The sequence below is a fragment of the Candidatus Paceibacterota bacterium genome (assembly GCA_026195275.1).
Taxonomy (GTDB): Bacteria; Patescibacteriota; Minisyncoccia; order Phycocordibacterales; family JABMNX01; genus JABMNX01.
On the sequence record JAPHQU010000003.1, the window covers coordinates 1 to 23,127 of the forward strand.

General features: G+C 48.7%; 24 protein-coding genes and 4 tRNA genes. 13 read left to right on the plus strand and 15 right to left on the minus strand.

Going from position 1 to position 23,127, the window contains the following annotated elements; genetic code table 11:
- Nucleotides 1–215: 215 nt before the first annotated feature.
- Nucleotides 216–1,400 (plus strand): hypothetical protein, encoded by a 1,185-nt coding sequence (locus OQJ98_01550; GenBank protein ID MCW9054650.1) that lies wholly within the window; start codon nt 216–218, stop codon nt 1,398–1,400.
- A gap of 164 nt (nt 1,401–1,564) precedes the next feature.
- Here OQJ98_01550 and OQJ98_01555 read toward each other — a convergent pair whose 3' ends face one another.
- The 7 genes from OQJ98_01555 to lepB form a co-directional block, all read right to left on the minus strand.
- Nucleotides 1,565–2,485: an FAD-dependent oxidoreductase gene (locus OQJ98_01555; GenBank protein ID MCW9054651.1), complete on the minus strand. Its 921-nt coding sequence runs from the start codon at nt 2,483–2,485 to the stop codon at nt 1,565–1,567.
- 338 nt (nt 2,486–2,823) lie between these two features.
- Nucleotides 2,824–4,047 carry a cell division protein FtsZ gene (gene ftsZ / locus OQJ98_01560; protein MCW9054652.1) on the minus strand — a complete coding sequence of 408 codons (1,224 nt, stop codon included), beginning with the start codon at nt 4,045–4,047 and terminating at the stop codon, nt 2,824–2,826.
- A gap of 161 nt (nt 4,048–4,208) precedes the next feature.
- Nucleotides 4,209–5,381, minus strand: a complete 1,173-nt coding sequence (ftsA, locus tag OQJ98_01565) for a cell division protein FtsA (protein ID MCW9054653.1) — start codon at nt 5,379–5,381, stop codon at nt 4,209–4,211.
- An 84-nt stretch (nt 5,382–5,465) separates the two neighbouring features.
- A complete protein-coding gene (gene ybeY / locus OQJ98_01570; GenBank protein MCW9054654.1) occupies nt 5,466–5,852 on the minus strand; it encodes an rRNA maturation RNase YbeY in 387 nt (128 codons plus the stop codon).
- Nucleotides 5,853–5,864: 12 nt separating this feature from the next.
- A complete protein-coding gene (rpsU, locus tag OQJ98_01575) occupies nt 5,865–6,110 on the minus strand; it encodes a 30S ribosomal protein S21 (GenBank protein ID MCW9054655.1) in 246 nt (81 codons plus the stop codon).
- 106 nt (nt 6,111–6,216) lie between these two features.
- The gene (locus OQJ98_01580) at nt 6,217–7,395 is read right to left on the minus strand and encodes an ATP phosphoribosyltransferase regulatory subunit (GenBank protein MCW9054656.1); all 1,179 of its coding nucleotides are present in this window, start codon (nt 7,393–7,395) and stop codon (nt 6,217–6,219) included.
- Between the two features lie 11 nt (nt 7,396–7,406).
- The gene (lepB, locus tag OQJ98_01585; GenBank protein MCW9054657.1) at nt 7,407–8,051 is read right to left on the minus strand and encodes a signal peptidase I; all 645 of its coding nucleotides are present in this window, start codon (nt 8,049–8,051) and stop codon (nt 7,407–7,409) included.
- Nucleotides 8,052–8,134: 83 nt separating this feature from the next.
- On the opposite strand from lepB, the gene pth reads away from it, so the two are divergent.
- A complete protein-coding gene (gene pth, locus OQJ98_01590) occupies nt 8,135–8,725 on the plus strand; it encodes an aminoacyl-tRNA hydrolase (protein ID MCW9054658.1) in 591 nt (196 codons plus the stop codon).
- 100 nt (nt 8,726–8,825) lie between these two features.
- Here the strand turns inward: pth and OQJ98_01595 are convergent, their stop codons facing one another.
- A complete protein-coding gene (locus tag OQJ98_01595) occupies nt 8,826–9,950 on the minus strand; it encodes a S1 RNA-binding domain-containing protein (GenBank protein MCW9054659.1) in 1,125 nt (374 codons plus the stop codon).
- A 378-nt stretch (nt 9,951–10,328) separates the two neighbouring features.
- Here OQJ98_01595 and OQJ98_01600 point away from each other — a divergent pair, with 378 nt between their 5' ends.
- The 9 genes from OQJ98_01600 (at nt 10,329) to OQJ98_01640 (ending at nt 17,237) form a co-directional block, all read left to right on the plus strand.
- A complete protein-coding gene (locus OQJ98_01600; GenBank protein MCW9054660.1) occupies nt 10,329–10,961 on the plus strand; it encodes an MBL fold metallo-hydrolase in 633 nt (210 codons plus the stop codon).
- A 23-nt stretch (nt 10,962–10,984) separates the two neighbouring features.
- The gene (locus OQJ98_01605) at nt 10,985–11,383 is read left to right on the plus strand and encodes a hypothetical protein (GenBank protein MCW9054661.1); all 399 of its coding nucleotides are present in this window, start codon (nt 10,985–10,987) and stop codon (nt 11,381–11,383) included.
- Between the two features lie 80 nt (nt 11,384–11,463).
- Nucleotides 11,464–13,923, plus strand: coding sequence for a DNA gyrase subunit A (gene gyrA / locus OQJ98_01610; GenBank protein ID MCW9054662.1), 2,460 nt, complete (start codon nt 11,464–11,466; stop codon nt 13,921–13,923).
- A gap of 138 nt (nt 13,924–14,061) precedes the next feature.
- Nucleotides 14,062–14,595, plus strand: a complete 534-nt coding sequence (locus tag OQJ98_01615; protein MCW9054663.1) for a methyltransferase domain-containing protein — start codon at nt 14,062–14,064, stop codon at nt 14,593–14,595.
- Nucleotides 14,592–15,896 carry an extracellular solute-binding protein gene (locus tag OQJ98_01620; protein ID MCW9054664.1) on the plus strand — a complete coding sequence of 435 codons (1,305 nt, stop codon included), beginning with the start codon at nt 14,592–14,594 and terminating at the stop codon, nt 15,894–15,896. Before OQJ98_01615 ends, OQJ98_01620 begins: the two co-directional genes overlap by 4 nt.
- A gap of 27 nt (nt 15,897–15,923) precedes the next feature.
- Entirely contained in the window at nt 15,924–16,259 is a 336-nt protein-coding gene (locus OQJ98_01625) for a hypothetical protein (protein MCW9054665.1), read from the plus strand.
- Nucleotides 16,260–16,273: 14 nt separating this feature from the next.
- Nucleotides 16,274–16,546 carry a hypothetical protein gene (locus tag OQJ98_01630; GenBank protein ID MCW9054666.1) on the plus strand — a complete coding sequence of 91 codons (273 nt, stop codon included), beginning with the start codon at nt 16,274–16,276 and terminating at the stop codon, nt 16,544–16,546.
- A 100-nt stretch (nt 16,547–16,646) separates the two neighbouring features.
- On the plus strand, nt 16,647–16,973 hold the full coding sequence (locus OQJ98_01635; GenBank protein MCW9054667.1) for a hypothetical protein: 327 nt from the start codon (nt 16,647–16,649) through the stop codon (nt 16,971–16,973).
- 21 nt (nt 16,974–16,994) lie between these two features.
- Nucleotides 16,995–17,237 carry a hypothetical protein gene (locus OQJ98_01640; protein ID MCW9054668.1) on the plus strand — a complete coding sequence of 81 codons (243 nt, stop codon included), beginning with the start codon at nt 16,995–16,997 and terminating at the stop codon, nt 17,235–17,237.
- A gap of 222 nt (nt 17,238–17,459) precedes the next feature.
- Here OQJ98_01640 and OQJ98_01645 read toward each other — a convergent pair.
- The 7 genes from OQJ98_01645 to OQJ98_01675 form a co-directional block, all read right to left on the minus strand.
- A tRNA-Leu gene (locus OQJ98_01645) sits at nt 17,460–17,541 on the minus strand.
- A 180-nt stretch (nt 17,542–17,721) separates the two neighbouring features.
- Nucleotides 17,722–17,794, minus strand: a tRNA-Lys gene (locus tag OQJ98_01650).
- Nucleotides 17,795–18,052: 258 nt separating this feature from the next.
- A tRNA-Leu gene (locus OQJ98_01655) sits at nt 18,053–18,137 on the minus strand.
- 31 nt (nt 18,138–18,168) lie between these two features.
- Nucleotides 18,169–18,240: transfer RNA gene (locus OQJ98_01660), tRNA-Cys, on the minus strand.
- Nucleotides 18,241–18,459: 219 nt separating this feature from the next.
- Nucleotides 18,460–18,783, minus strand: coding sequence for a ribosome-binding factor A (locus OQJ98_01665; GenBank protein ID MCW9054669.1), 324 nt, complete (start codon nt 18,781–18,783; stop codon nt 18,460–18,462).
- Nucleotides 18,784–18,789: 6 nt separating this feature from the next.
- Nucleotides 18,790–20,301, minus strand: a complete 1,512-nt coding sequence (infB, locus tag OQJ98_01670; protein MCW9054670.1) for a translation initiation factor IF-2 — start codon at nt 20,299–20,301, stop codon at nt 18,790–18,792.
- A gap of 25 nt (nt 20,302–20,326) precedes the next feature.
- A complete protein-coding gene (locus OQJ98_01675; GenBank protein ID MCW9054671.1) occupies nt 20,327–20,821 on the minus strand; it encodes a DUF4446 family protein in 495 nt (164 codons plus the stop codon).
- Between the two features lie 94 nt (nt 20,822–20,915).
- Between OQJ98_01675 and OQJ98_01680 the strand changes: the two genes are divergently transcribed.
- Nucleotides 20,916–22,115 (plus strand): cysteine desulfurase, encoded by a 1,200-nt coding sequence (locus OQJ98_01680; GenBank protein MCW9054672.1) that lies wholly within the window; start codon nt 20,916–20,918, stop codon nt 22,113–22,115.
- 93 nt (nt 22,116–22,208) lie between these two features.
- Nucleotides 22,209–23,117, plus strand: coding sequence for a serine protease (locus OQJ98_01685; protein MCW9054673.1), 909 nt, complete (start codon nt 22,209–22,211; stop codon nt 23,115–23,117).
- Nucleotides 23,118–23,127 lie beyond the last annotated feature (10 nt).

A 23,127-nucleotide genomic window follows, 5' to 3' on the forward strand; every position in this document is an offset into this window, starting at 1 on the left:
CCTACGGGGAATCGAAAGACGGAGGCGGTATACAAGATCCGCCGCAGGCGGAGGCTTGTCGCCGAGTCCGGGCAGGAGGTTCTTAGTGATCGCCACACCCTGTGGGGTGTGGCGAGAGCTTAGAAACCTGACGCCTTCCCCGTAGGGTCACCAAGAGATATCTCCACAACTAAACAACAAAGTGGGTGCGCAGCGGTGCTATACTCAAAGGTATTATGAAATTTTCTCTCAAGAGTTACCGGAATATTCATTTCTCCTTTAACATCCTCGCGCTCTACCTTAATCGGCTGTTGCTCCAATTTGGCTTTGGGGTAGTCGGCGTTTTCGGCGTCATCTTCTTCTTTGAAGAACTTAACCACTCGATCGAGAAAACAATTATTCTCTTTATGGTTGCTTTCTTTCTAACGGCGCTCCTTACGCCGATTGGCGCGATGCTCATCGGCAGGGTGGGCATGAAGCGGCTTATGATGTACGCAGTGCCGTTTGCGGCTCTCTCAAGCATCGGTTTCCTCCTGGCGCAGTACTACCTCTTTGCGGGTATTATGCTCTATCTTCTCGCGAGTTCAATCTATAAAATACTCTACTGGGTGCCGTACCATGTCGACTTCACGTCGTTTACTAGCAAGAGGGCGCGCGGACGTCAGATGTCGATATTAATCACTGCTTCGCAGGTTCTTGCGGTACTCACGCCGTTCGTCGGTGGGTTTATGATTGTCGGGTTTGGATTCACAACACTCTTCATTGCTTCGGTGTGTATCCTCTTAAGCAGCGTCACGCCGCTTTTCTTTATTGAAGATAAGAAAGAGAAGTATTCATACTCGTATCTTGGGACATTCTCCGAGCTTATAAATAAAAAGAACCGCTCTCTCACGATCGGTTACTTCGGCGATGGCGCACAGACGGTTGTCTCGGCTGTCATCTGGCCTATTTTTGTTTTCCTTCTTCTTCAAGGTGAGTATCTCGTGGTTGGTATTGTCTCGTCAGTTACTATTTTTATACTCGGTGCGTTACGCTTTGTGGTAGGTGATCTTGTTGATCGGTGGAGCAGGAAGCGAGTACTTACGGTCGGGTCTTTTCTTAATATGACCGGTTGGATCGTGAAGGTATTTATCGAGACTGGGTTTCAGGTTTTCCTCCTCGATACATACCACGGACTCGGCAGGGTAGTGAACCGGCTTTCAATTGATGTGACCACATATGATATTGCGGCTGACAACGGACACTATATTGATGAGTTCACAGTACTCAAAGAAGTGTCACTTAATCTTGGTCGCACTGCAATGCTCGGCCTTGTTGGTGTTCTCGTGTTGTTCTTCCCACTTAAGGTTGCATTTATTGCCGCCGCAGGCGCATCGCTTTTTGTAACGCTTTTGAATAATCCGGTGCGCGCGGCAAAATAGCACATCTGCGTCAGATAAACAGAATCTTAGAAGAGGAGACTGGTCCAGGTCGCCGCTTAAACAGGTATTTTGTTATGCACACTTCCAAACCGTAGTCTAACCACGTTGGAGTATTGTCTAAATGGTTCCTGCGGCGTTACCGACGTTGTTGATGGCGTCGGTCTCTATAAGTTGAGATAGTTGTAGATATCCTCAAGCGCTTTGATCGCGTCTCCTGCGGCGATGTTGTTCTGGTGGTAGAGCGCGTCTGAGCAGTCTCCGGCGGCCCAAATGCCTTCTAGAGAAGAACGCTGGCTCTTACCGTCGACTTTAATCCTACCGACTGGGTCGAGGTCAACCACTCCCTTTAAGAATTCAGTGTTTGGTACGAAGCCGATCTCAACAAAGACGCCGGTAACCGCGAGTTCGTGCTCTTCACCTGTCTTTGTGTCTTTGTATTTCAAACCTTTTACAAACGTGTCGCCGAGAACTTCGGTAGTCTCTGCGTTGGTGATTGCTTTCATGTTTGGGCGTTTTAGCACCCTTTCAACAGTGACCGGGTCAGCTTTGAATTCATCTCGGTGATGGAGAAGGGTGACACTCTTTGCGTACGCGAGGAGCTGTGCGGCGGTCTCGAATCCTGCGTTACCACCACCAATCACCGCGACGTCTTGTCCCGAAAAAAGAGGCCCGTCACAAGAGGCACAGTAGGTAACTCCCTTGTTATCAAATTCTTCTGCGCCGGGTGCAGCGAGTTTTCTCCGATGTGCTCCGGTTGTGATGAGGACAGTCTTCGCGTTGTATGTCTTTCCATCACTAGTGATGATTGTAAAACTATCATCTCTTTTCTCGACACTTGTTGCGCGCACTTCTGATACGATATCGACAATATTGTCAGCATACGCCTTCAGGTGACCTTCGAGTTTCTTTGCGAGCTCTTCTCCGGAGACGGTGATATCACCTATCCAGTTTTGTATTTCTTCTGAGACGATACTCTGTCCACCCCATTCTTCAGTGATGAAGATAGTTTTCAGTTTTTTGCGTGAAGCGTAGACTCCGGCAGCGATACCGCCCGGCCCGCCTCCTATTATCGCGAGGTCATACATGGTGAAATAAATTAAGAATCAAGCGCAATGATATGGACAATGATAGCACATTCTTGGAAAGAAAAACCCCAAACCAATGCAATTAGTTTGGAGGTTTTTCTTGATTTCTTATTTTACTTCAGCTTTGATCGTCGCAAGAATGCGGGAACTGGCGTCAGCCCACCTCGGTATAATCTTTCGCTTCACTCGAATTCTACCGGGTGGCTCCTGCCCGGGCTCGCCGTCGCAAAGCGACATGGCTCCGCCTCACAAAAGCTAAAAACGAGACGCAGGTCTCGTTTTCTTAACGCTTTTGTGCCCCATTGGGGTGCAAGTTCGCATTCTGCGTGACACAAAGCTTATTTAAGCTTTGATCGTCGCAAGAATGCGGGAACTGCACCCCAATCGTCGTTGTCGTCATCGTTGTCAACACCTTCCTTTTTGTGGGTGGGTTCTTTTTCTTCCTTTACCTCTTCCTTCTTCTCGATCTTCTTCTCGATATTTGTTGACCCACCGAGTATTGATACTGAATTATATATTTTGCTCTCTTTTTTTTCTCCTCCTTCGCTCTCATCTTCTTTCTTGGGGAGTCCAAAGAGAGAGGAGTTTTTGCTTCCATGAATAACGTTCTCAGGGAATCCGGTTGCAATAACAGTGACCTTCACCTCGTTTTTCTTAAGTGAATCATCAACAACTGTTCCAAATATGACGCGGGCATTTGGGTCGATTGATTCGGTGATGACTTTTGCTGCGTCCTGGATCTCAAGCATTGAGAGATCATCACCACCTGCGACCGCAAAGAGAACACCTTTCGCGCCTGCAATTGACACCTCAAGGAGTGGTGAGCTAATCGCGGCTTTCGCAGCGTCTTCGGTGCGTTTCTCTCCTGAGGCAGTACCAATCCCCATAAGTGCTGAACCTGCGTTATCCATAACCGCCCGAATGTCGGCAAAGTCGACATTGATGATACCTGGCATCGTGATGAGGTCTGAGATACCCTCGACGGCTTGCTTGAGGATATCGTCACACATAGCAAAGGCGTTCTTGACCGAAGTCTCACGCTGTACGACCGCGAGCAGGCGGTCGTTCGGGATGACGACAAGTGCGTCAACTTCTTTCTTGAGTTCCTCAAGACCAAGTTCCGCGAGGCGCATACGCTGCTGCCCTTCAAATGAGAATGGCTTCGTGACAACCGCGACAGTGAGCGCGCCCGATTCGCGAGCAAGATGAGCGACAACTGGCGCGGCACCGGTTCCGGTACCACCACCCATACCACAGGTGACAAACACCATGTCGGAACCTTTGAGGACTTCCTGAGTCTCTTCGGTGGTTTCCTCGGCTGCTCGCTTTCCTTTCTCAGGATTCATGCCAGTCCCAAGCCCACGCGTGAGATTTTTTCCGATATGGATCTTCTTCTTCGCGAGTGAGTTGTGGAGATCCTGTGCGTCTGTGTTTATAGCGATAAAGTCCACACCGCGGACCTTTGAGTTCACCATGTGGTTTACCGCGTTGTTTCCTGAGCCACCGACTCCAATAACACGTATTCGTGCAAATGCTTCTACGTCTGGTTGTACCTTTTTCATATGCCCAATCCCTATTGTGATTTATGTAGCACCATCATAACAGGCGCGGCGAAAAAAGAAACCCGTTGACATTTCCGGGTTTCGTTTCGGTATTTTGTCGTGAGAAGGCAGGTTGTGGGCCATGAATTATAGATACTTGATACTGAATCAGTGGGCGTACTCTAAGGAAGGAATTGCTTGATCCACTGCACAAGATTCACTCGTGTTTTGTGTGCAAGTTGGATACCAACTGGTCCGTCATCCTCGTTTGCAGTGAGACCCCATACACACAGACCGTATGCAACTGCCCACGATGAGTCCTTCACTTTTGTGCGGTCACCAAAACGGACCGTTGCGAGTTTAGACGGAAGTTTCAGTGCGGCCTTAGCGAGGTCTTCAATGGTTGCGATACCCGAGCCGCCACCGGTGATAATGATTCCGGCAGGGAGGAGTCCGTTTTTACCGATTTTCTTGAGGTGGTTGTCGATAAGCTCAAAAATATCCGAGAGACGAGCAATAATGATTTCATCAAGTTTCTTTTTTGGGTAGGTTGCGCCGGTTATCGCACCGCGTTTGATCTGCTCAGCCTCTTCAAGCGAGACTTTGAGTCCAAGTGCAATATCGTTTGTGATGTCAGTGGATCCAATGGGAAATACCTTAAGTGAGATTGGTACATTGTCCTCAAACACAACAATAGACACAGTCTCCGAACCAATATTTGCGAGAACACACCCGGCCATTTTTTGTGCTTTTGTGAGTGTGATTAGACTTGCAGCAATCGGGGAGGCCATAACATCATCAACCTCAACTCCCGCTTCTTCCACAGCTTGGATCAGGTCACCGAGATGTTGCTCAAGACAGGTGACCAAGAGTGTTTCAACTTCGAGGCGTGAACCGCGCATACCAATAGCGCGACCAAGCACAGGTAGACCGTCGACACGGAAAGTAACCGGGATAGTGTGGATGATCTTTCGGTTGGCGATCTTTGGACGCGCCTTCTCTTCGCTGTCTTCAAATGCTTTTTTGGTATCAAGGTCGGTGATCTCGCCGTCTGCGCGAGTGATTATCACTTCACCTTTTGAATATACTTCCTCGAGCCCGACACCACCTATTGAGAGATAGGCGTTTTTGACTCGGACCTGTGCCGCTTCTTCGGCTTGTTTCAACGCAATCTTGATACTGCGGATAATATCACTTGCGTTGATTATGTACCCATGCCTGAGTCCTTTTGATTCGGCAAAACCGGTTCCGATGATCCGGGGGAAAGATCGGTCTTTTCCTTTTGTGTACTCTGCAATAACAATCTTCACCTGGTAGGTGCCAATGTCGATGCCGGTGATGATGTTTCTTGCCATGATTGTGTAAAATAAGACAAAAGATCCTCTCTGACCCGGAAAGAGTTTCTCTTGGAGCGGTGCTGTTGTGAAAATGGGAAGGTTCTAGCTGTACAGACGGTCTAAGTACGCACGCTCCTTTCTTTCCATTGTACTACCATGCCTGAGTCCTTTCAAATGAAGCATCCCGTGGATAAAGAGTAGCGCGATGAATTGATCGGTATTCATATCAAAATCTCTCGCACGTCGTCTTGCTTGATAAGGATTGATGAATATCTCGCCAACTGTCTTCTCGAGTGGGAACGAGAGCACATCGGGGACGTAGTCTTTGTTGCGGAATCTCTTGTTGAGTGTTCGCGCGCGCTGATCACCAATGAATACTAAGCTGAGCGAGTACCGCTTTCCGAGTACCTCTTCCTTCATACGAACAAAAGGCAAGCGCGGGGTCTTGCCTTTCAGTGTTGTGGTGATCGAGAGATTCTGATCCTCCATTTCTTAGTGGGGTTAAAATCGTCGTCGACCGCGCTCCATTGAGATCTTGCCCTGCTTATAGAGTTTTTCAAACTCCTCACGACGACCCATCTTACGCAGTGCGGTCTGCTTTTTTTTGAAGTCTGAGGCGGGACGATCCCAGTAACGGATCTTCCGAACACGACGAAGAACGCCAGATCCTTGCATGCGCTTGGTGAAGCGACGAATCAGATTTGTTATATTCTCGTTATTCTTTTTTGTTACTTCAACATTAATCATATTGATAGGGGGAACTGTAACATACACTGTTGTGGCACGCAACAGCACGAGTCGCTGGTCAGCGGTCGTCTTGGCGCTCACAGAGGCTAAGGTTGTCGATTGGGAACTAAAGACTCTTCAGGTATCTCGGCAGCTCATCAACCGCGACGATCTGCTGTGAACAGGTGTCCATATTACGAACAATCACTGATCTTTCAAGTGCTTCTTTTTGCCCCATGATCACGCAATACGGAATACCGAGGACTCGTGCGAGTTCAAGTTGCGCGGAGAGCTGGTCTTTGCCAAGCGTCTGGTAGACCGGAACTCGTGCTTTGCGGAGTGTTTCAATTATGGCGAGACTTCTCAGGCGAGACTCAAATCCAAGCTGAATGAAATAGAATTTTGGTTTTTGCTCTTTCTTTTTCTGGAGTGTTTTTGTGAGTCGTCCTCTTTTCTCATATTCAAAGATGATGCCGGCAGCGGGAACCTTTTCATGGAATGCTCTCTGTGAAAGCTCATCATAACGACCACCGCGGGCGTAGACCACTATCTCTTCATCTGCGGAGTTTCCCGGCGCACGTATCTCAAAAAGTGTTTTTGAATAACAGTCATGATGTCCAATCAGGGACGGATTGAGTTCATACTCAACTTGCGCAACCTCAAGGTATTCAAGAACCTCCCGGAGATGTTGCCGGCTCGGCTCGGTCAGAAACTCGACAGTGGTTGGTGCACGTGAGCAGAGCTCATGTTGTTTCTTGAGGAGCTGATCGTACGCGTAAGACACATCTTGCTTCATTGTCTGCCGAATGTTTGCTGGTATATCATTTATGTGTTTGCGCAGGAAGTTGGTGAGTTCTTTGGTAAAACGTGCCGCTGAATCTCGGTCGCCGATACTATTCACGTGCACTCGGTACTCGGTGATTCCCAACTCCTCAAGAGTCGCGAGTGCGGTCTTCACGAGGAGTGCTTCGGCGATACTGTGCGAGAGCCCAATCGCGTGAAGCCCAAAGAGTACATTCCCTGCATTCTTCTTTTTTCCTCCAGAGAATGCGCCGTGTTGATAAATCAAAGTGGGCTCTTTAAGATCGGCATGTCCGTGGTCGACATATGATTGCATAATCTTCGCGAGCTCGTTCTCAAAAGGGTTTACATAAGTGGTCTGCGGTATTGTCTTCGATCGGCTTTGTGAGCCATACTCCGGCATAACTGATTCAATCGGAAGGAAGCCGTATTGCTCAGCCACCGTTGCGGCACACACAAGCGCCTGGTCGGTTGTTTTCTGTGATGTGTGTGCAATCGATATCATAATAGTGTTCGTTACTTAATAGACCCAGGCAGGAAATCGATGTGCGTAATCGGGAAGAGACGAATAAAAGCTTTACCCGCGATATGCTCTTTGTTTATTGGTCCCCAACTGCGTGAATCGGAACTTTCCGCACGATTGTCGCCCATTACGAAATATTCTCCCTCTCCGAGTACGACAGAGAACGAGCCGGTCTTCATATTCTCGGGTGCCACATATGGTTCGTTAAAGATAATACCTTCAGGGTGTTCACTGTTAATAATGATTGTTGCCTTTTTTTGGAGAATGAGTTGCTCTCCCGGAAGGCCTACAATACGCTTTATAAAGAATTTTGACGGTTCAAGCGGGAAGCGGAATACAATGACGTCACCACGTTTTGGTTGATTAAAATTATAGCTGAGTTGGTCAACGATAATATATTCGCCGTTCTCAAAAGTCGGGTCCATCGACGCGCCAGATACTACAAACGGTTGTGCGATAAAGACCCTGATCGGCACGACAATGAGTACAGCAAGAAAAACAATCTTGAGTATTTCAAAGAGGGTATCCTCTTTTTTTGTTGTGTGCTCAGCTTGTGGAGGTTGCGGAGCGGCGGGAGTAGATGTTGGTGGTGCATCAAGATTATGGGATTGATCATTGTGTATGTGTTCACCAAACATGTTGCAAGTATTGTAGTATAAAGAAGTGTTTGACACAAAGAGCGATTCTGTGTTCTGTGTCTTTTCGTGTTAAAATTGAGCGAATGGAATACATAATAGTCGGTCTCGGCAACACGGGAGAACAGTATGAAGACTCACGACACAACATGGGGCGCATTATAGTTGAAAGTCTTCGTGAGAAATTTAATCTTCCGGAATGGGAGGAAGAAAAAAAGAAAGGCGCACTTGTTTCAAGTGGAAAGATGGGTAAACATACCGTCACACTGGTCTTGCCAGAACTCCTCATGAACCGATCGGGGAGCGTCATCAAGAATTTCGCCACCAATAAGAAAAAGGCGGAACGACTAGTGGTTGTGTATGACGACATTGACCTTCCTTTCGGTGTAGAGCGGGTCTCATTCTCGCGCGGCCCCGGTGGGCATCGCGGCGTTGCATCGGTTATCAAGAGCCTCGGTACAAAGGATTTCATTCGATTACGCATTGGCGTGTCTCCGACAACACCAAAGGGGACAGTTAAAAAACCAAAAGGAGAGGAGAAGGTGCTTGATTTTCTGATGGGGTCCTTTAATAAAAAAGAAAGAGATATGCTCCCGATTCTTGCACGGAGAGCTTCAGACATTGTTGGAACCATCATCTCACACGGACACACGCAGGCGATGAACCGGTTTAATTAATCACATAAGACTTAGTCAGATTAAGTTAGTCTAAAAAACATATTAAAAAACACCCAATTAGGTATTGGGTGTTTTTTAAGAGCCAAGAGCTCGTCTGTTTCTACTCGTTTGCTTGTTTGTACGAGAGCGTCATGCGCTGCTCTTCTGGCTCGAAGAGTGTGATTGCGAGCTTATATGTCTTACCGAGCTCAAGAGTCTGATGGAGGTTTGTCTCAGTCTCAAATTCTGAGACATGAACCAACCCTGCGACTCCCTCCTCGATAGAAGCAAGTGCGCCATGTTTGTTGTATTTGATGATCACTCCATCTACAATGTCGCCCTTCTTATATTTTGATCCGGCCTCCTTCCATGGGTTTTCCTTGAGTGCCTTGATCGAGAGCGAGACTTTCCCGTCTTGGATGTCAATCACTTTGACGTTGACTTTGTCCCCGACAGTGAAGAGTGTGTGTGGGTCCTCAACAAGTGCCCAGTCAATCTCAGAGATGTGAACAAGACCCTCGAGTCCTTCGCGAAGCTTCACAAAGATACCAAACTCAACAACACCAGTCACCTCACCTTCAACAACATCACCAAGTTCGTATTCTTTCGTTAGTGCCACCTTGCTTTCTTCAAGTTGGTCTTTCTCCGAGAAGATCAATTTATTCTCTTTCGGATCAGCGGTAATGATTGATACGGCAAGTTTTGTGCCGATGAGTCGGCGGAGTTCTTCGAGAATCCGCTCCTTATCACCGTGCTCAACACGCGGATAGTGCTCTGCTTTCAGTTGTGATGCGGGGAGAAATCCGGGGATTCCCTGCCATTCAATAATGAGTCCGCCTTTGTTGGCGTCTTTCACCGGAAGCTCAAGTATTGTCTTATGTGTGATTGCTTCCTCAGCCTCTTCCCAGATGAGCGCTTGGCGCGCTTCCTTGAGTGAGAGCTCAATGTAACCGTGAAGCCCCTCAGTATCGACTACCTTTGCAGCGATACTGTCGCCAACATTCACTTTCCGCAAGATATCACGCGCATTCATGAACTCGCGACCATAGATAATCCCCGTACCAAATGGTGCGAGGTTGATATAGATGTGCGATCGCTCGATAGCGATAACCGGTCCTTCAATCAGGTCGCCCGCCACTGGTGGGTTGGGCACTTTCGCGAGAAGGTCGGACATTACCGACTTTGCTCCTCCTTTTGGTGCGTCGTCCTGAGTCTTCTCAGGCGTCGCATCTTTTGTTTCTATCATATTTTAAATTGTGTGGTGCACAGTACTACCTGCCGTCTCAGGAGATTCTCTGTAGGTAGGATTAGCTCTGCACCACGGCTAACAAAAGACCCGTGATACACGGGGTGGGTACACTATAGGCGGTGACTAACTAACAGTCAATAGGCGCCACTTTAAAAGAGAAACCCCGGTTTCCGAAGAAACCGGGGTGGGGTGACCACATTTAGGGGGGGAGGGAGTGGTCACTGCTTGCCAGAGGGGGGATCACCGACAAGTACTTTGCCCAGTTGGAATACTAACACATGAAGATTAATTGTCAACATCTCTGCTCGTTTTTGTGGTGTCGACAAACATTACGAGAATCGACTGTTTTTAGTGGGTCTGGTATACTACTTGGCAATGGTAATCAGCTATCACGGTGGGGAATTCGTTAAAATCACGCAGGGTGACACAACGCTTGCGTTTAACCCGATCTCAAAAGACTCAAAGCTCTCGGGAGCAAAGTTTGGTGCGGACATTGTACTTATTTCGACAGACGACAAAGATATGAACGGCGTCGAACAAGTGACCTACGGCGATCGAGCTCCATTTGTTATCCAGGGACCCGGTGAGTACGAGGTTGAGAAAGTCTTTATCAAAGGATTCCCTTCAACATCACACTATGGAGGTAAGGAGCGCCCCAATACGATCTACATCGTCACTATGGACGGGATGAATCTTTGCTTTCTTGGTGCACTTTCTGAAAAAGAAATTAATACGAAGGTCTTTGAGGACATCGACTCGATCGACATACTCTTTGTACCCATCGGTGGGGAAGGAGTCTTGAGCTCTTCTGACGCCCACCGCGTCGCGGTGAAGATCGAACCAAGGGTCATTGTTCCGATTCACTATGGCGCGGTTGGTGAGAAGGGCGCGCTTAAGATATTCCTGAAAGAGGAGGGGGCCGAAGAAGTGAAGCCGATAGAGAAGTTAACGCTCAAGAAGAAAGATGTTGAAGGGAAGAACGGTGAGGTTGTTGTTCTTGCCGAGTAAACTCGAAAGCCACAATATATTATATGTTCCACTCACTCGAGCATATCCGCAATAAATCCCGTGCGGAGCGTCAGACCATCGCTTTTAGTATTGCTGGTGGTATAACCGGGGTTGTCTTTCTCTTGTGGGCGGTGTCATTTCTTGCATCACTCGAACAAGAGTCAATCACCCCATCGACAGTAGACGAGCCCACTCATTTCTCCTCATTCGTGGGGTCTCTCCAAGATGCTTCAGTGATACTTCAAGAGCAGGCGCGCGCCCTCCGTGAAGGGATCCAGGCAGTCACTGAAGGAGAACAGTCGGCGGATCAGTTGCCGCAGCCAGATGTCACAGAAGCGCCTGTCGCCGCTTCTGAAGAGGATGCGCGACCGCAAGGCGAGATGACTGATTCGGGGCTTGAGATCATACAAGTTGAGCGTTAAGCCAGCACGGTTCTCTGGCCTGGAATCGCTTTAATTAGGGGCTTATTTATAGTATACTAGGTACATCATTGTAAGGTTTTATGGCAGAAAAGAAGCCCAATAAAAACAAAGCGCCGGCGTACGATCAGATCATTCCGCAAGGGATTGGCGAGGAAATGCAGCAAGCATACCTTGACTATGCGATGACGGTCATTACTTCGCGCGCGCTCCCTGATGTACGCGACGGACTGAAGCCGGTCCACCGACGTATTCTCTTTACCATGCATCAAATGGGGCTCACTTCAAGTGCGCGTTTCCGTAAGTCGGCTGCGGTAGTTGGAGATGTGCTCGGTAAATTCCACCCACATGGTGATACTGCGGTCTACGATGCGCTTGCAAAACTCGCGCAGGATTTCACTACCCGCTATCCGCTCATTATCGGTCAAGGCAACTTCGGTTCAGTCGATGGTGATGCTCCGGCGGCGATGCGTTACACCGAGGCGAAGATGGCAAAGCTCTCAGGTGAATACCTTCGGGACATTGAAAAAGAGACGGTAGAGTGGCGTGGCAACTATGACAACACGCGCAAGGAGCCAGTAGTCTTTCCTGCTGCCGCACCGGGGTTGCTCCTTAATGGCACACTTGGTATCGCGGTTGGTATGGCAACAAATATTCCGCCACACAATCTCACTGAGGTTACTAACGCGACAGTGCATCTTATTGATAACCCAAAAGCGACCACCGAGGACCTCATGGAGTTTGTGAAGGGGCCAGACTTCCCAAGTGGTTGTGTCGCGTTTAATACGAAAGATATTCACCAGGCATACGCAAGCGGAAAGGGTGGTGTTGTGGTGCGTGGTGTTGCTGAAATCGTTGAAGACAAGAAGGGGAGTCCGCAAATCGTTATTTCATCAATACCGTATCGTGTGAACAAGGCGGATCTTATTACCAAGATCGCCGATTTGGTGCGCGATAAAAAAGTTGAGGGCATCAAGGGGCTTCGCGATGAGTCAACTAAAGATACACGCGTGGTGATCGACCTCAAAGGAAGTTCACACCCACAAACCGTACTCAACACACTTTACAAACATACGCAGCTTGAAGAAACATTTCACTACAATATGGTTGCGCTCGTTGATGGGGTGCCGCAAACACTTTCGCTTAAGAGTATCCTCGAGTCGTTTATCACACACCGTAAGCAGGTAGTGACTCGCCGTACAGAGTTTGAACTCAAGAAAGCAGAGGCGCGCGAGCACATCTTGCTCGGCCTTAAGAAGGCACTTGATCATATTGATGCAATCATTAAGACGATTAAAAAGTCGAAAGACGCATCTGCGGCGCACACCGCACTCATGAAGGAGTTCAAACTTTCAGAACTTCAAGCAACCGCGATTCTCGAGATGCGCCTTCAAAAGTTGGCAGGACTCGAACGCAAAAAGATCGAAGACGAACTCAAAGAGGTCCAGCTACTTATCGAGGAGCTCAAAGAATTACTCAAGAGTGAGAAAAAGATATTCGGTGTGGTTAAGGAGGAACTTAAGGAGCTTGCGAAGGTATACGGTGATGAGCGACGTACACAAATAATGACGCGTGGCGCAAAATCGCTGTCTGTTGAAGATCTTATCCCCGAGGAAGAGAGTGTCTTAGTTTTCACGAAAGGCGGCTATGTGAAGCGAACCAATCCGAATGAATATAAACGACAGAAACGCGGGGGTGTCGGTGTCGTCGACCTCAGTACCAAGGAAGAAGATGTGGTGACACGCTTCCTTACGACAAGCACACACAGTGACCTGCTCTTCTTTACTGACAAAGGGAAGGTCTATCAGATCAAGATGTACGATATTCCTGAAGGACGACGTGCAACAAAAGGAAAGTCAATCATGAATTTCCTCTCAATCTCACAAGATGAGCATGTGACCTCTATCCTTGCTGTCCCCAAAGAGACCAAGAAAGACGACCTATCACTCCTGATGGTGACAAGGAACGGTGTAGCAAAGCGTGTTCCGGCTGAGAGTTTCTTTGATGTTCGTCGTAGTGGGCTTATCGCGATCACTCTTAAGAGCGATGACGTGTTGAAATCTGCCTCTTTTGTGAAAAACGGAGAGGGGGTGGTTGTTGTGACTCAAGAAGGACAATCAATCCGGTTTAAGAGCTCTGATATCCGCAAGATGGGTCGCACGGCAGCGGGAGTCATCGGGATAAAGCTCACTAAAGACGATAAGGTTGTTGGTGCTGAGGTGATCTGTGCGGAATACGAGAAGCCGGAATTGCTGGTCTTAACAGCGACTGGTTACGGGAAGAAGACTTCGCTCTCCGAGTACAAGGTACAAAAACGCGGCGGATCAGGTATCAAGACTGCTAAAGTAACCAATAAAACAGGAAATATTATTGCGATGGCAGTAGTAGACGGTGCAGAAGGTGAGGTGGTCGCAGTATCTCAAAAAGGACAAGTAATCCGCACCGGTGTAGATGAGATTCCGTCACTTTCACGTCAGACACAAGGTGTGCGCGTCATGAAACTTCGCGCAGGTGACCAAGTTGCTTCGATGGCGTTTGTATAAACAAGCGGGGATATATGGAGTGCGTTAGAATTTCAACCCTTTATCTTGTTAAAGGGTGAGAAGCTATAGTCGCAAGGTATCGTTTCTGGGTGTTAGCCGCTGGACACTCTCGCGTGGTTTACTTTACACTTACCATATATGCGTTTTGCTGATCCAACGGCCAACATTGAACAATTTCGACTTGACCCGGGAATGTCTGTCGCAGAACTCGGTGCGGGTATTGGTGCCTATTCTATCGCTGCCGCACGCGTCGTCGGTCGTCGGGGTGTAGTCTATGCAGTTGATATACAACAAGATCTTCTTGCGCGCATCGCACACACCGCTGATCGAGAGGGTCTTGAGAATGTCGAAGTGGTCTGGGGGGATATCGAAGCAGTTGGGGGTAGCAAACTCCTCGACGAGTCGATAGATGCTATTATAGTATCAAACGTGCTTTTCCTTACAGAAGACAAAGACGGTGTCGCGAGAGAAGCGGTGCGCATCTTAAAGAAGAACGGGAAGGTGCTCGTTGTTGATTGGAAAGATTCGTTTGGTGGTCTCGGACCAAAGAGAGACTCTATCATCACTGCAAGTGAGACAAAAGAGCTCTTTGCCCGACATGGTCTTACGGTAGAGCGGGAGATTCAGGCGGGCGCACATCATTACGGCATTATTTTTAGACAAAAAAGATGAAAAAACTAAGCACGTTTCAGATAGTCGTTACCGCGGGATTTATTATATTTACTATTCTTGGCGTGCTGCTTTTCGCGGGAGTTGGTGGTTTTGGTGGAAGAGAGGACAAGGTTGGTCCGGTAGTTGTTTGGGGGACATACGATGAGAAGATTATGAAAGACGTTCTCCGCGAGCTTTCATATGACGACAATCGTTTTGATGAAGTGTCCTACGTCGAGAAAGATGCGCGTACATTTGATACCCAATTGGTTGAAGCGCTTGCAGCGGGGAGCGGTCCCGACCTCTTCTTCTTGCAGCAGGATACAATAGTACGCCACAAGGATAAGATATACCCAATTCCATACTCAGTGGTGTCTGAACGAGCGTTTAGGGATTCTTTTATAGAGGAAGGCGAATTGTTTCTTGGTCAACAAGGAATCTACGCAATGCCATTCATGGTTGATCCTATGGTGCTCTACTGGAATCGCGACCACTACGCACGCGCAGGCATCGCCCGACCGCCGCGCTATTGGGATGAGCTTCTCGGGTACGCTGGTGACGGCGTGCTGACTCTGCGTGGGGAGAGTGGCGCGATCCTTCAGAGTGCTTTTGCTATTGGTGGGTACCGTAATATCACTCACGCGAAGGAATTGCTTTCTCTTCTTATGCTTCAGGCGGGGACACCAATAGTCGATGATCAAGCAGTTGAACCGACGGCGCAGTTGCGCTCGTATTCTGTTGAGGGAGTCACGCCCGCCGAGAACGCCCTGCGTTTCTACACGGATTTCGCAAACCCATCAAAGTCTATCTACACTTGGAATAGTGCGCTTCCTGAAGCGCAAAAGGCATTTGTCTCCGGCATTCTCTCAAATTATGCTGGATTCGCGGGTGAACTCTCATCAATACGGAAACAAAACCCCAATCTCAACTTCGATGTTGCGCTCATACCACAGGTGCGTGAGAGTGGTCGGACCACTACCTTTGGAAAGATGACTGCTCTTGCGGTTCCGAAGGGTGCGCAAAACCTAGGCGGTGGTATCGCTATTGCGCTCGCGCTCTCCGAAGACGTGTCGCTTCAGAAGGTTGTCGATATGACTGGGTTCGCACCGGTATCTCGAGCGCTCCTTGCAACACGCCCAACAGACCCCTTCAAAGCGGTATTGTGGGACGCAGCACTTCAGTCAGGTGCGTGGCTTGACCCAAGTGCCGAAGCAACCGAAGGGGTATTTCAGCGTATGATCGAGTCGGTCGTCTCCGGTCGTCTCCGGATCAGTGAAGCGGTGGATACTGCACATCGCGAGCTTGAGAATCTGTTACAATAAAGAAGTCTCTTCAAAGACGCCGATTGTATGAAAAAAATATTTCAAAGTATCATCGCCGCCGCTGTGTTTCTGCCGTACTCAGTAGCTGCGGCGACTGGTTTAAAGAATCCGCTTCGAAACATCAATAATTTTGAAGATTTTGTTGAACTTCTTCTCGAGGCGGTGATTCGGATCGGACTTCCGATCGCTGCACTCTTTATTGTCTACTCAGGACTTCTCTTTGTAACCGCACAGGGGAGTGAGGACAAGATAAAGAAGGCGAAAGACGTATTCTTCTACACCATTGTCGGGGTTGCGGTATTTCTTGGCTCGTGGACTCTGGCCAAGGTTATCCAAAGTACCATTAAACTATTAACCGGTTAGTCCTTTATATATCTATGAATTTCCCGATAACCTATAGTTTCTGCACTCCGGTCCAGACCTTTGGGGACTTGGTATGCCTCTTTATCTCGATCATTAACCTCCTTATCCCGATTCTGATCTCTTTGGCGGTCCTCGGTTTCTTTTGGGGGGTATTCCAGTACGGGTTTACTGAAGGAAAGATAGAAGAAGGAAAGAAGATTATGACCTTTGGCGTGATTGCGATCTTCGTAATGGTCTCAATCTGGGGTATTCTGCGCGTCCTCGCAGAGACATTTCTTGGGGCATAGCCGCTCTAAGTATCCACACGAATAGCGTTGCGTTTTTGCCGCAATGGCCCAATACTATACGTATACTGTTTATTACTAGGATTTAAGGATAATAAATTACATGAAAGCATTAGTAACAGCGTCAGCACTTCTCTTAACTCCGGTTCTTGTGCATGCGCAAGGGTTGCAAGGGGTTCTTGGGGTTTTCTCAGACCTCATCAATCTTGCCATTCCGCTCGTGATTGCACTTGCGGTACTTCTATTTTTCTGGGGTCTCGCTACGTACATCATGAAGGCTGGTGAGGAGAAGGAGCAGGGTCGCGATCTTATGATCTGGGGGATCATTGCCCTCTTCGTTATGGTATCAATTTGGGGTCTCGTTCGATTGCTCCAGGATACGTTTAACGTAGGTGATCAGACGCCAATTATCCCTGGCCAGATTCGATAGTCAAAGACGTTCGATATTATTATGTCGATTGAGCAATTTCTCCTACGCCTTGAGACGTTTATCCTCAATCCGATTCTTCTTCTCCTCTTCTCCGTTGCGCTCTTATATTTTCTGTGGGGCATCACCGTCTACATATGGAAGTCAGACAGCGAGGATGCACGAAGGAAAGGGGCGCAACACATGCTTTGGGGAATCATTGGTATGTTCATCATGGTTGCTGCCTACGCAATCATCAACCTTATCGGAAATACTTTTGGTATCTAAGGAAGATAAGACAACCTATTAAAATAAACAACTCATACGTAATGTATGAGTTGTTTATTTTTTGCACCTCTACCGAACTTTTGTGTACAGGTTAGAGAGCAAGCCTACTCTGGCACTTCCATTATTTCTAAAAGCTTCGCTCTAAGAAAAATTGGTCGGAAGTACTCTTATGGTAAACTTCCATGCCTTGCGGCGCCCCTATGTTCTGTAAAGCAAACACTGTGCGCGAGAGAGGACTCGAACCTCCACATCTTGCGATACCAGTTCCTAAGACTGGCGTGTCTACCAATTCCACCACTCGCGCACACTATTCACTTTACAACGAACATTTCTTCGCCTCGCGAAGAATCGGATGAAAAGTAAAGCAGTTTACTTTTCATTCACACGGCAGGTTTAGTCTGACCTGTTTCACCATCCCGGCACTTTAAACAAAATCACTGTCTGCCAATTCCACCACTCGCGTATTCCCAGAACATCTGCAGGGTCCGCCCAGTAGGACTTGAACCTACGACCCACCGCTTAAGAGGCGGTTGCTCTACCAACTGAGCTATAGGCGGACTCTGCGGACGTTTCAGTGTACATGCATGTCAGTACAAAGAGAAATAATACACGGTTTGTGTGTTATTTTCAATGCTTTTATACCAAGAGCGGGGGAGGCGTCAGGTTTCTAAACTCGCTCCGCTCATTAAGAACCTCCTGCCCGGGCTCGGTTATCGCCGCAGCACGGCTGCGTCGGCTTCGCAACCTCCGCCTTTCGATCCTCGCCTCAGCAAGAAACAAAATCGCGAGATACGCTGTATCCCGCTCTTTGTTTCTGGTGCCGAGGGCGGGGATCGAACCCACATCCCGTAAGGGACCCGATTTTAAGTCGAGCGTGTATACCAGTTCCACCACCTCGGCATTTTATGTGCTGTCAGTATGCACCTCCGTGAGGCCCGGGCGGGAATCGAACCCGCGCATGGAGGATTTGCAGTCCCCAGCGTTACCACTTCGCCACCGAGCCATGATGATCATCTTAACACGATTCCCGCCCGGATCGGGCGTGTAACGATCCTTGCAGGATCAGTACACCTTTCGGATGTTTTTGTTCGCTATACTCAAAAAATACCTCGAAAGGTTTTGCGATGCAGCTCCCGCTTCGCGGGTTCCCAGACGCTGCATCTCACCCGCGCATGGAGGGTTTACGGTCTCTAGTGTTACCACTTCACCACCGTGCCAATTATTAGAAGTCCTGAGAGAGTTCTTCTATGTGTTGTCGATGTTTTTCTCCTTCATCAATCTTGAATTCAACAAAAGGAATCCTCTTAAGGGAGAGGTGCGACTTCAAGTATGATTTAAAGTCGCTCCGTCGTCTTCGAGCAAAATGGAGCGCTTGCTCTTCTTGGTCGCTTGGGTAGACGGTAAAGTACACCGTTGCATTACGAAAGTCCTTCGAAATGTCCGCTGACGTCACTGTGATAAGCGACAGTCGATTTGATTCAAGATTAAAGAAGTCAGCAGCAGCATCTTTGACTTGAAGCGCGACTTGCTCACTTCTTTGCGACATAATAGCTTATTTCTTAACGATAACAAAGCTTTCAATCCTGTCGTGTGGTGCGAGTTCGACCCGTGATTCAATCTGTGCACCAAATTCGGTACCAGCGGCAACCTCCTTTGTTTCCGCTTTTTGTTGTTGAAGGTTGGTGATCTTGCCGGTACCGACTCGATTGTCGCGTCGGATTATCTGGACTGTGTTGCCAACCTTGAGAACACCCTCTTCAGCGCGCCCACCAACGACTTGTTTGTCTTTTGTTTTACTAAACACCTTAAGAAGTGTTGCGCGACCGGTAAGCTCTTCGACATCTATTTTGGGCGCGCGTTGCTTCACTTCTTCTTCAAGCCATTCGGCGAGTTTGTAGATAATATCAAAGGTATACACTTCAATTGCGCTACGTGTCGCAAGGTCGCGTGCCGCCGGGTCGGCACTTACGTTAAACCCGATTACGAGGGTATTTGGGTCGCCTTGTGCTGTCTTAATATCTCCCTCAGAAATTGATCCGACATTCTTTTGGATGACGCGGATATGCACTCGGTCATGCTGTATCTTCGCGATTTCGTGCTCAATCGCCTCAATAGAACCAAGAACGTCAGCGCGTAGAATCACGGGGATAGTCAACGTCTCGTCGCCCTCGGCAGTTATTGGCGCCATAACATCTGCTTGCGAGACCTCCTCTCGATGTGCGAGCGCGTCACGCTCGGCATCCTTCTTATTTGTATATGTTGCAAACAGTTCTCCTGCCGACGGCACCGAGTCGAAGCCGATGATACGTACCGGACTTGAAAATTGTGCCGCAGTAATACTTTTGCCGGTGAAGTCTTCAAGGATGCGTACTGGCGCGACACTTCCACCAGCTCGCACGAACATACCTTTCTGGAGCGCGCCGTCTTTTATAAGGAGAGTGGCAAGGATGCCTTTTTGGGTATCGCGATACGCCTCAATCACCACTCCGGTTGCGAGTGTGTCGGGGTTACCTGAAAGATCAGCAAGGTCGGCAACCAGAAGCATCATATCGAGAAGATCGTCCACTCCCTCACCGCTTTTCGCTGAAATCGGAACAAAAGGGATATCGCCTCCCATGCCTTCAAGGTAGATGCCCGCTTCAAGCAGATTCGCTTTTGTGCGCTCAACGTTTGCTTCAGGCTTATCGATCTTGTTGATAGCGACAATGCAGGGGACCCCGCTTTTCTTGATCGCCTCAAACGCCTCCATGGTCTGAGTCTTTGCACCTTCTTCAGCGGAGACGACTAGAATCGCGATATCAGCAACTTTACTCCCTCGCGAGCGCATCTTTGAGAAGGATTCATGCCCCGGGGTATCGAGGAAAGTGATCATGCGCAGCTCGCCCTCTTGATCGGTGTGTGCGACCTCATAAGCGGAGATATGTTGTGTAATACCACCTGCCTCTCCGGCGACTACGTTTGTTTTGCGGATGTAGTCAAGAAGCGCCGATTTACCATGATCGACATGACCCATAACCACGATCACCGGGGCCCGTTTTCTTACGTTTTTTGCTTCTTTTTTCATAACCGATGTGTTGTGTATCCATACGCTACGCCTCTCTGTTCTTCATTGCAAGCTTTGCTCTCTGAATCGCTTCTTTCTCTTCATCGCTGAGTTCGTGAGGAGAGGCAAACTTCTCGATTGGTTTTGAGAAGAAACTCATACGATCTCGGGCGTAGAGTGTCGAGATAACCACACCATCGCCATCTTCATTGAGGAAGGCAGTTGAAAAACTCTGGTTGCCGCCCGTACCGACTCCCTTAAAGGGGTTGAACCTGATGGTGCCTACCCCTTGTACACTTCTTCGGAGACGCACTTCTACGCTTTGTAGGTATTGCTCAACCTCATTTTGAAACAGAGAAAGTCTGCTGTGCCCGTCTCTAATGTTTTTTATTGTATCCTCAAGACTGCGTGCGTCTTTACCCATGAGTAAGCGACGCACCTTTATCTCCAACCGAATGTTCCAGACCAAAAGGAATACCAACAGAGTGCCAAGTGCATAGATAAGAACGTCTGCGTGTGTTTCAAAGAAGGGGAGAATCATAGGAGTCTACGTTATAGATAGGCATTATACACGGACACTTCAGTTTTGCAAAAGACAAAGAAAGGCTACAATAGCAGATAATGATTGCGCACATATGAAGAACTTCTTTCGGAAAAAACGTATCTATATGGATTATGCCGCGGCTACACCGCTTGATCGGCGGGTTGAGCGTGCAATGCGCCCTTACTGGAGCGAGCGCTTTGGAAACCCCGGTGGACTGCATCAGGAAGGACGGATTGCGAAAGAGGCGGTGGTTGAGGCACGCACCGCTATTGCACACACCCTCCATGTTCGGCCGGAAGAAGTGGTCTTTACCGGCAGTGGAACCGAAGGAAACAGCCTTGCGCTTATCGGGTATATGTATGCGCTCAAAGAGCGCAGTGAACTTAAGGGTGCACATATGATCGTGAGTGCGCTCGAGCACCCGTCGGTGCGAGACTGCTTCTCGTTCTTCGAGGAGATGGGGGTAGAGGTTGATTTTATTGATGGTGATGAGCAGGGCATCATCCGTCCCGAGCAAGTTCGCAAATTTTTACGAAAAGAGACCCGCCTTGTCTCGGTCGGATACGTGAATAATGAGATCGGGACGGTACAGCCGATTAAAGAAATCGCACGTGAGATACGCGCATTCGAGAAGAAGGAAGATGTTTCTATTGTTTTCCATACTGATGCGAGTCAAGCGCCACTTTATTTTAATTGTACACCCGAGTACCTCGGTGTTGACCTCGAGACATTTGATGGTCAGAAGATATATGGACCAAAGGGTGTCGGTTGTCTCTATAAGAGTAATAAGGTGACACTCTCGCCGATTATGCGCGGTGGCAGTCAAGAGTACGGTTTACGACCAGGAACAGAGAACGTCCCACTTATTGTTGGTATGAAGGAAGCGCTTATTCGGGCCGCAGCAGATTACATCCACGAAAGCAAAGAGATCGGGGAGCTTCAAGAATACTTTTTTGCGCTTCTCGAGAAAGAGATCCCGCGATCGATCGTCAACGGTACCCGTGCGCACCGCTCACCAAGCAACGTAAACATCTCCATACCGGGTATTGATAACGAGTACCTTGCGGTCGCACTCGATGAGCATGGAGTTGCGGTTGCAACAAAAAGCGCATGCATTGGACACGGGACAGGGAAGCACTCGTATGTGGTTGCGTCGCTCTCAGGCGATGTCGAGCGGGCTGAAAGCGCGGTCAGATTCTCTCTTGGTCGAGGGGTTCGCAAGCGAGATATTGATCGCGTTGTTGCTATTCTTAAAGCAGAGGTGGCAAAGATTGACAGGCTTAAGTTGTAGTGTTACTTTGCAATCGGTAGATTCTCTCTCGGAGTATCTTCGATGGTGGCATCTCCTTGCGATGGTGATTGTGGTTCGGTATTATAGGAGCATATGGATATTGAGAGACTCACCAAAGCACAGATCGTCTTGCTAACGCTCCTCGTCAGCTTTGTGACATCTATTGCAACCGGTATTGTTACGGTGACACTCCTTGACCAAGCTCCTCCGGTGGTCACACAGACCATTAACCGCGTCGTTGAACATACAGTAGAGCGCGTTGTTCCCGGTGAGCAGACCGCGACCGTGATAACGAAAGAGAAGACAGTTGTGGTCAACGAAGACGACCTGATCACGCAGTCTATCGAGGAGAACACCGACAAGATCGTTAAGGTGTACCGAGAGACAGAGCTTGGCTCGGTGTACCTCGGTGCTGGTGCAATCGTGTCAAAGGACGGTGTGGTCGCAGCTGCAATCGATCGATCAATGCTTGGTGGAGGAACATTCTTTACAGTTGTCTTCGGAAACGGTAAGACCGCCAAAGGTGAATTGGTGCCGCCCGCTCAGGAGAAGCCAACAGCGCTCATTCGGCTCACATTTACTGAAGAGAACGGCGTGATTCCCGGAAGTATCAAGTATGGTGACATCAACTCACTCAAGCTTGGACAACGTGTGCTTACCCTCTATGGTAAAGGACGACTCAGTGTTGAGACCGGTATCATCGCGGGTCTCGATGAAGAGGAAACCGAGATAGCAAAGACAGAAGAAGAAGAGGGCGCGCAGGACGCGGAGCCCACAATAGTGTCGGTTCTTACCGCTATCGAAACAAGCATGAGCGGTGCACACATAGAGAGAGGCGGTGTTCTCCTCAATCTCTATGGTGAAGTGGTTGGTATCAGCACAGCCAGGAGTCGCCTGGGCGGCGGCGCACGCTTCACCCCGATTCAGGTGGTGCAATCACAAATAATCGAACTTGCCGCGGCAGAGGCGGCGGCCGCTGAAGGTGCGGAAGGATCACAATAGTAGGGTAAGT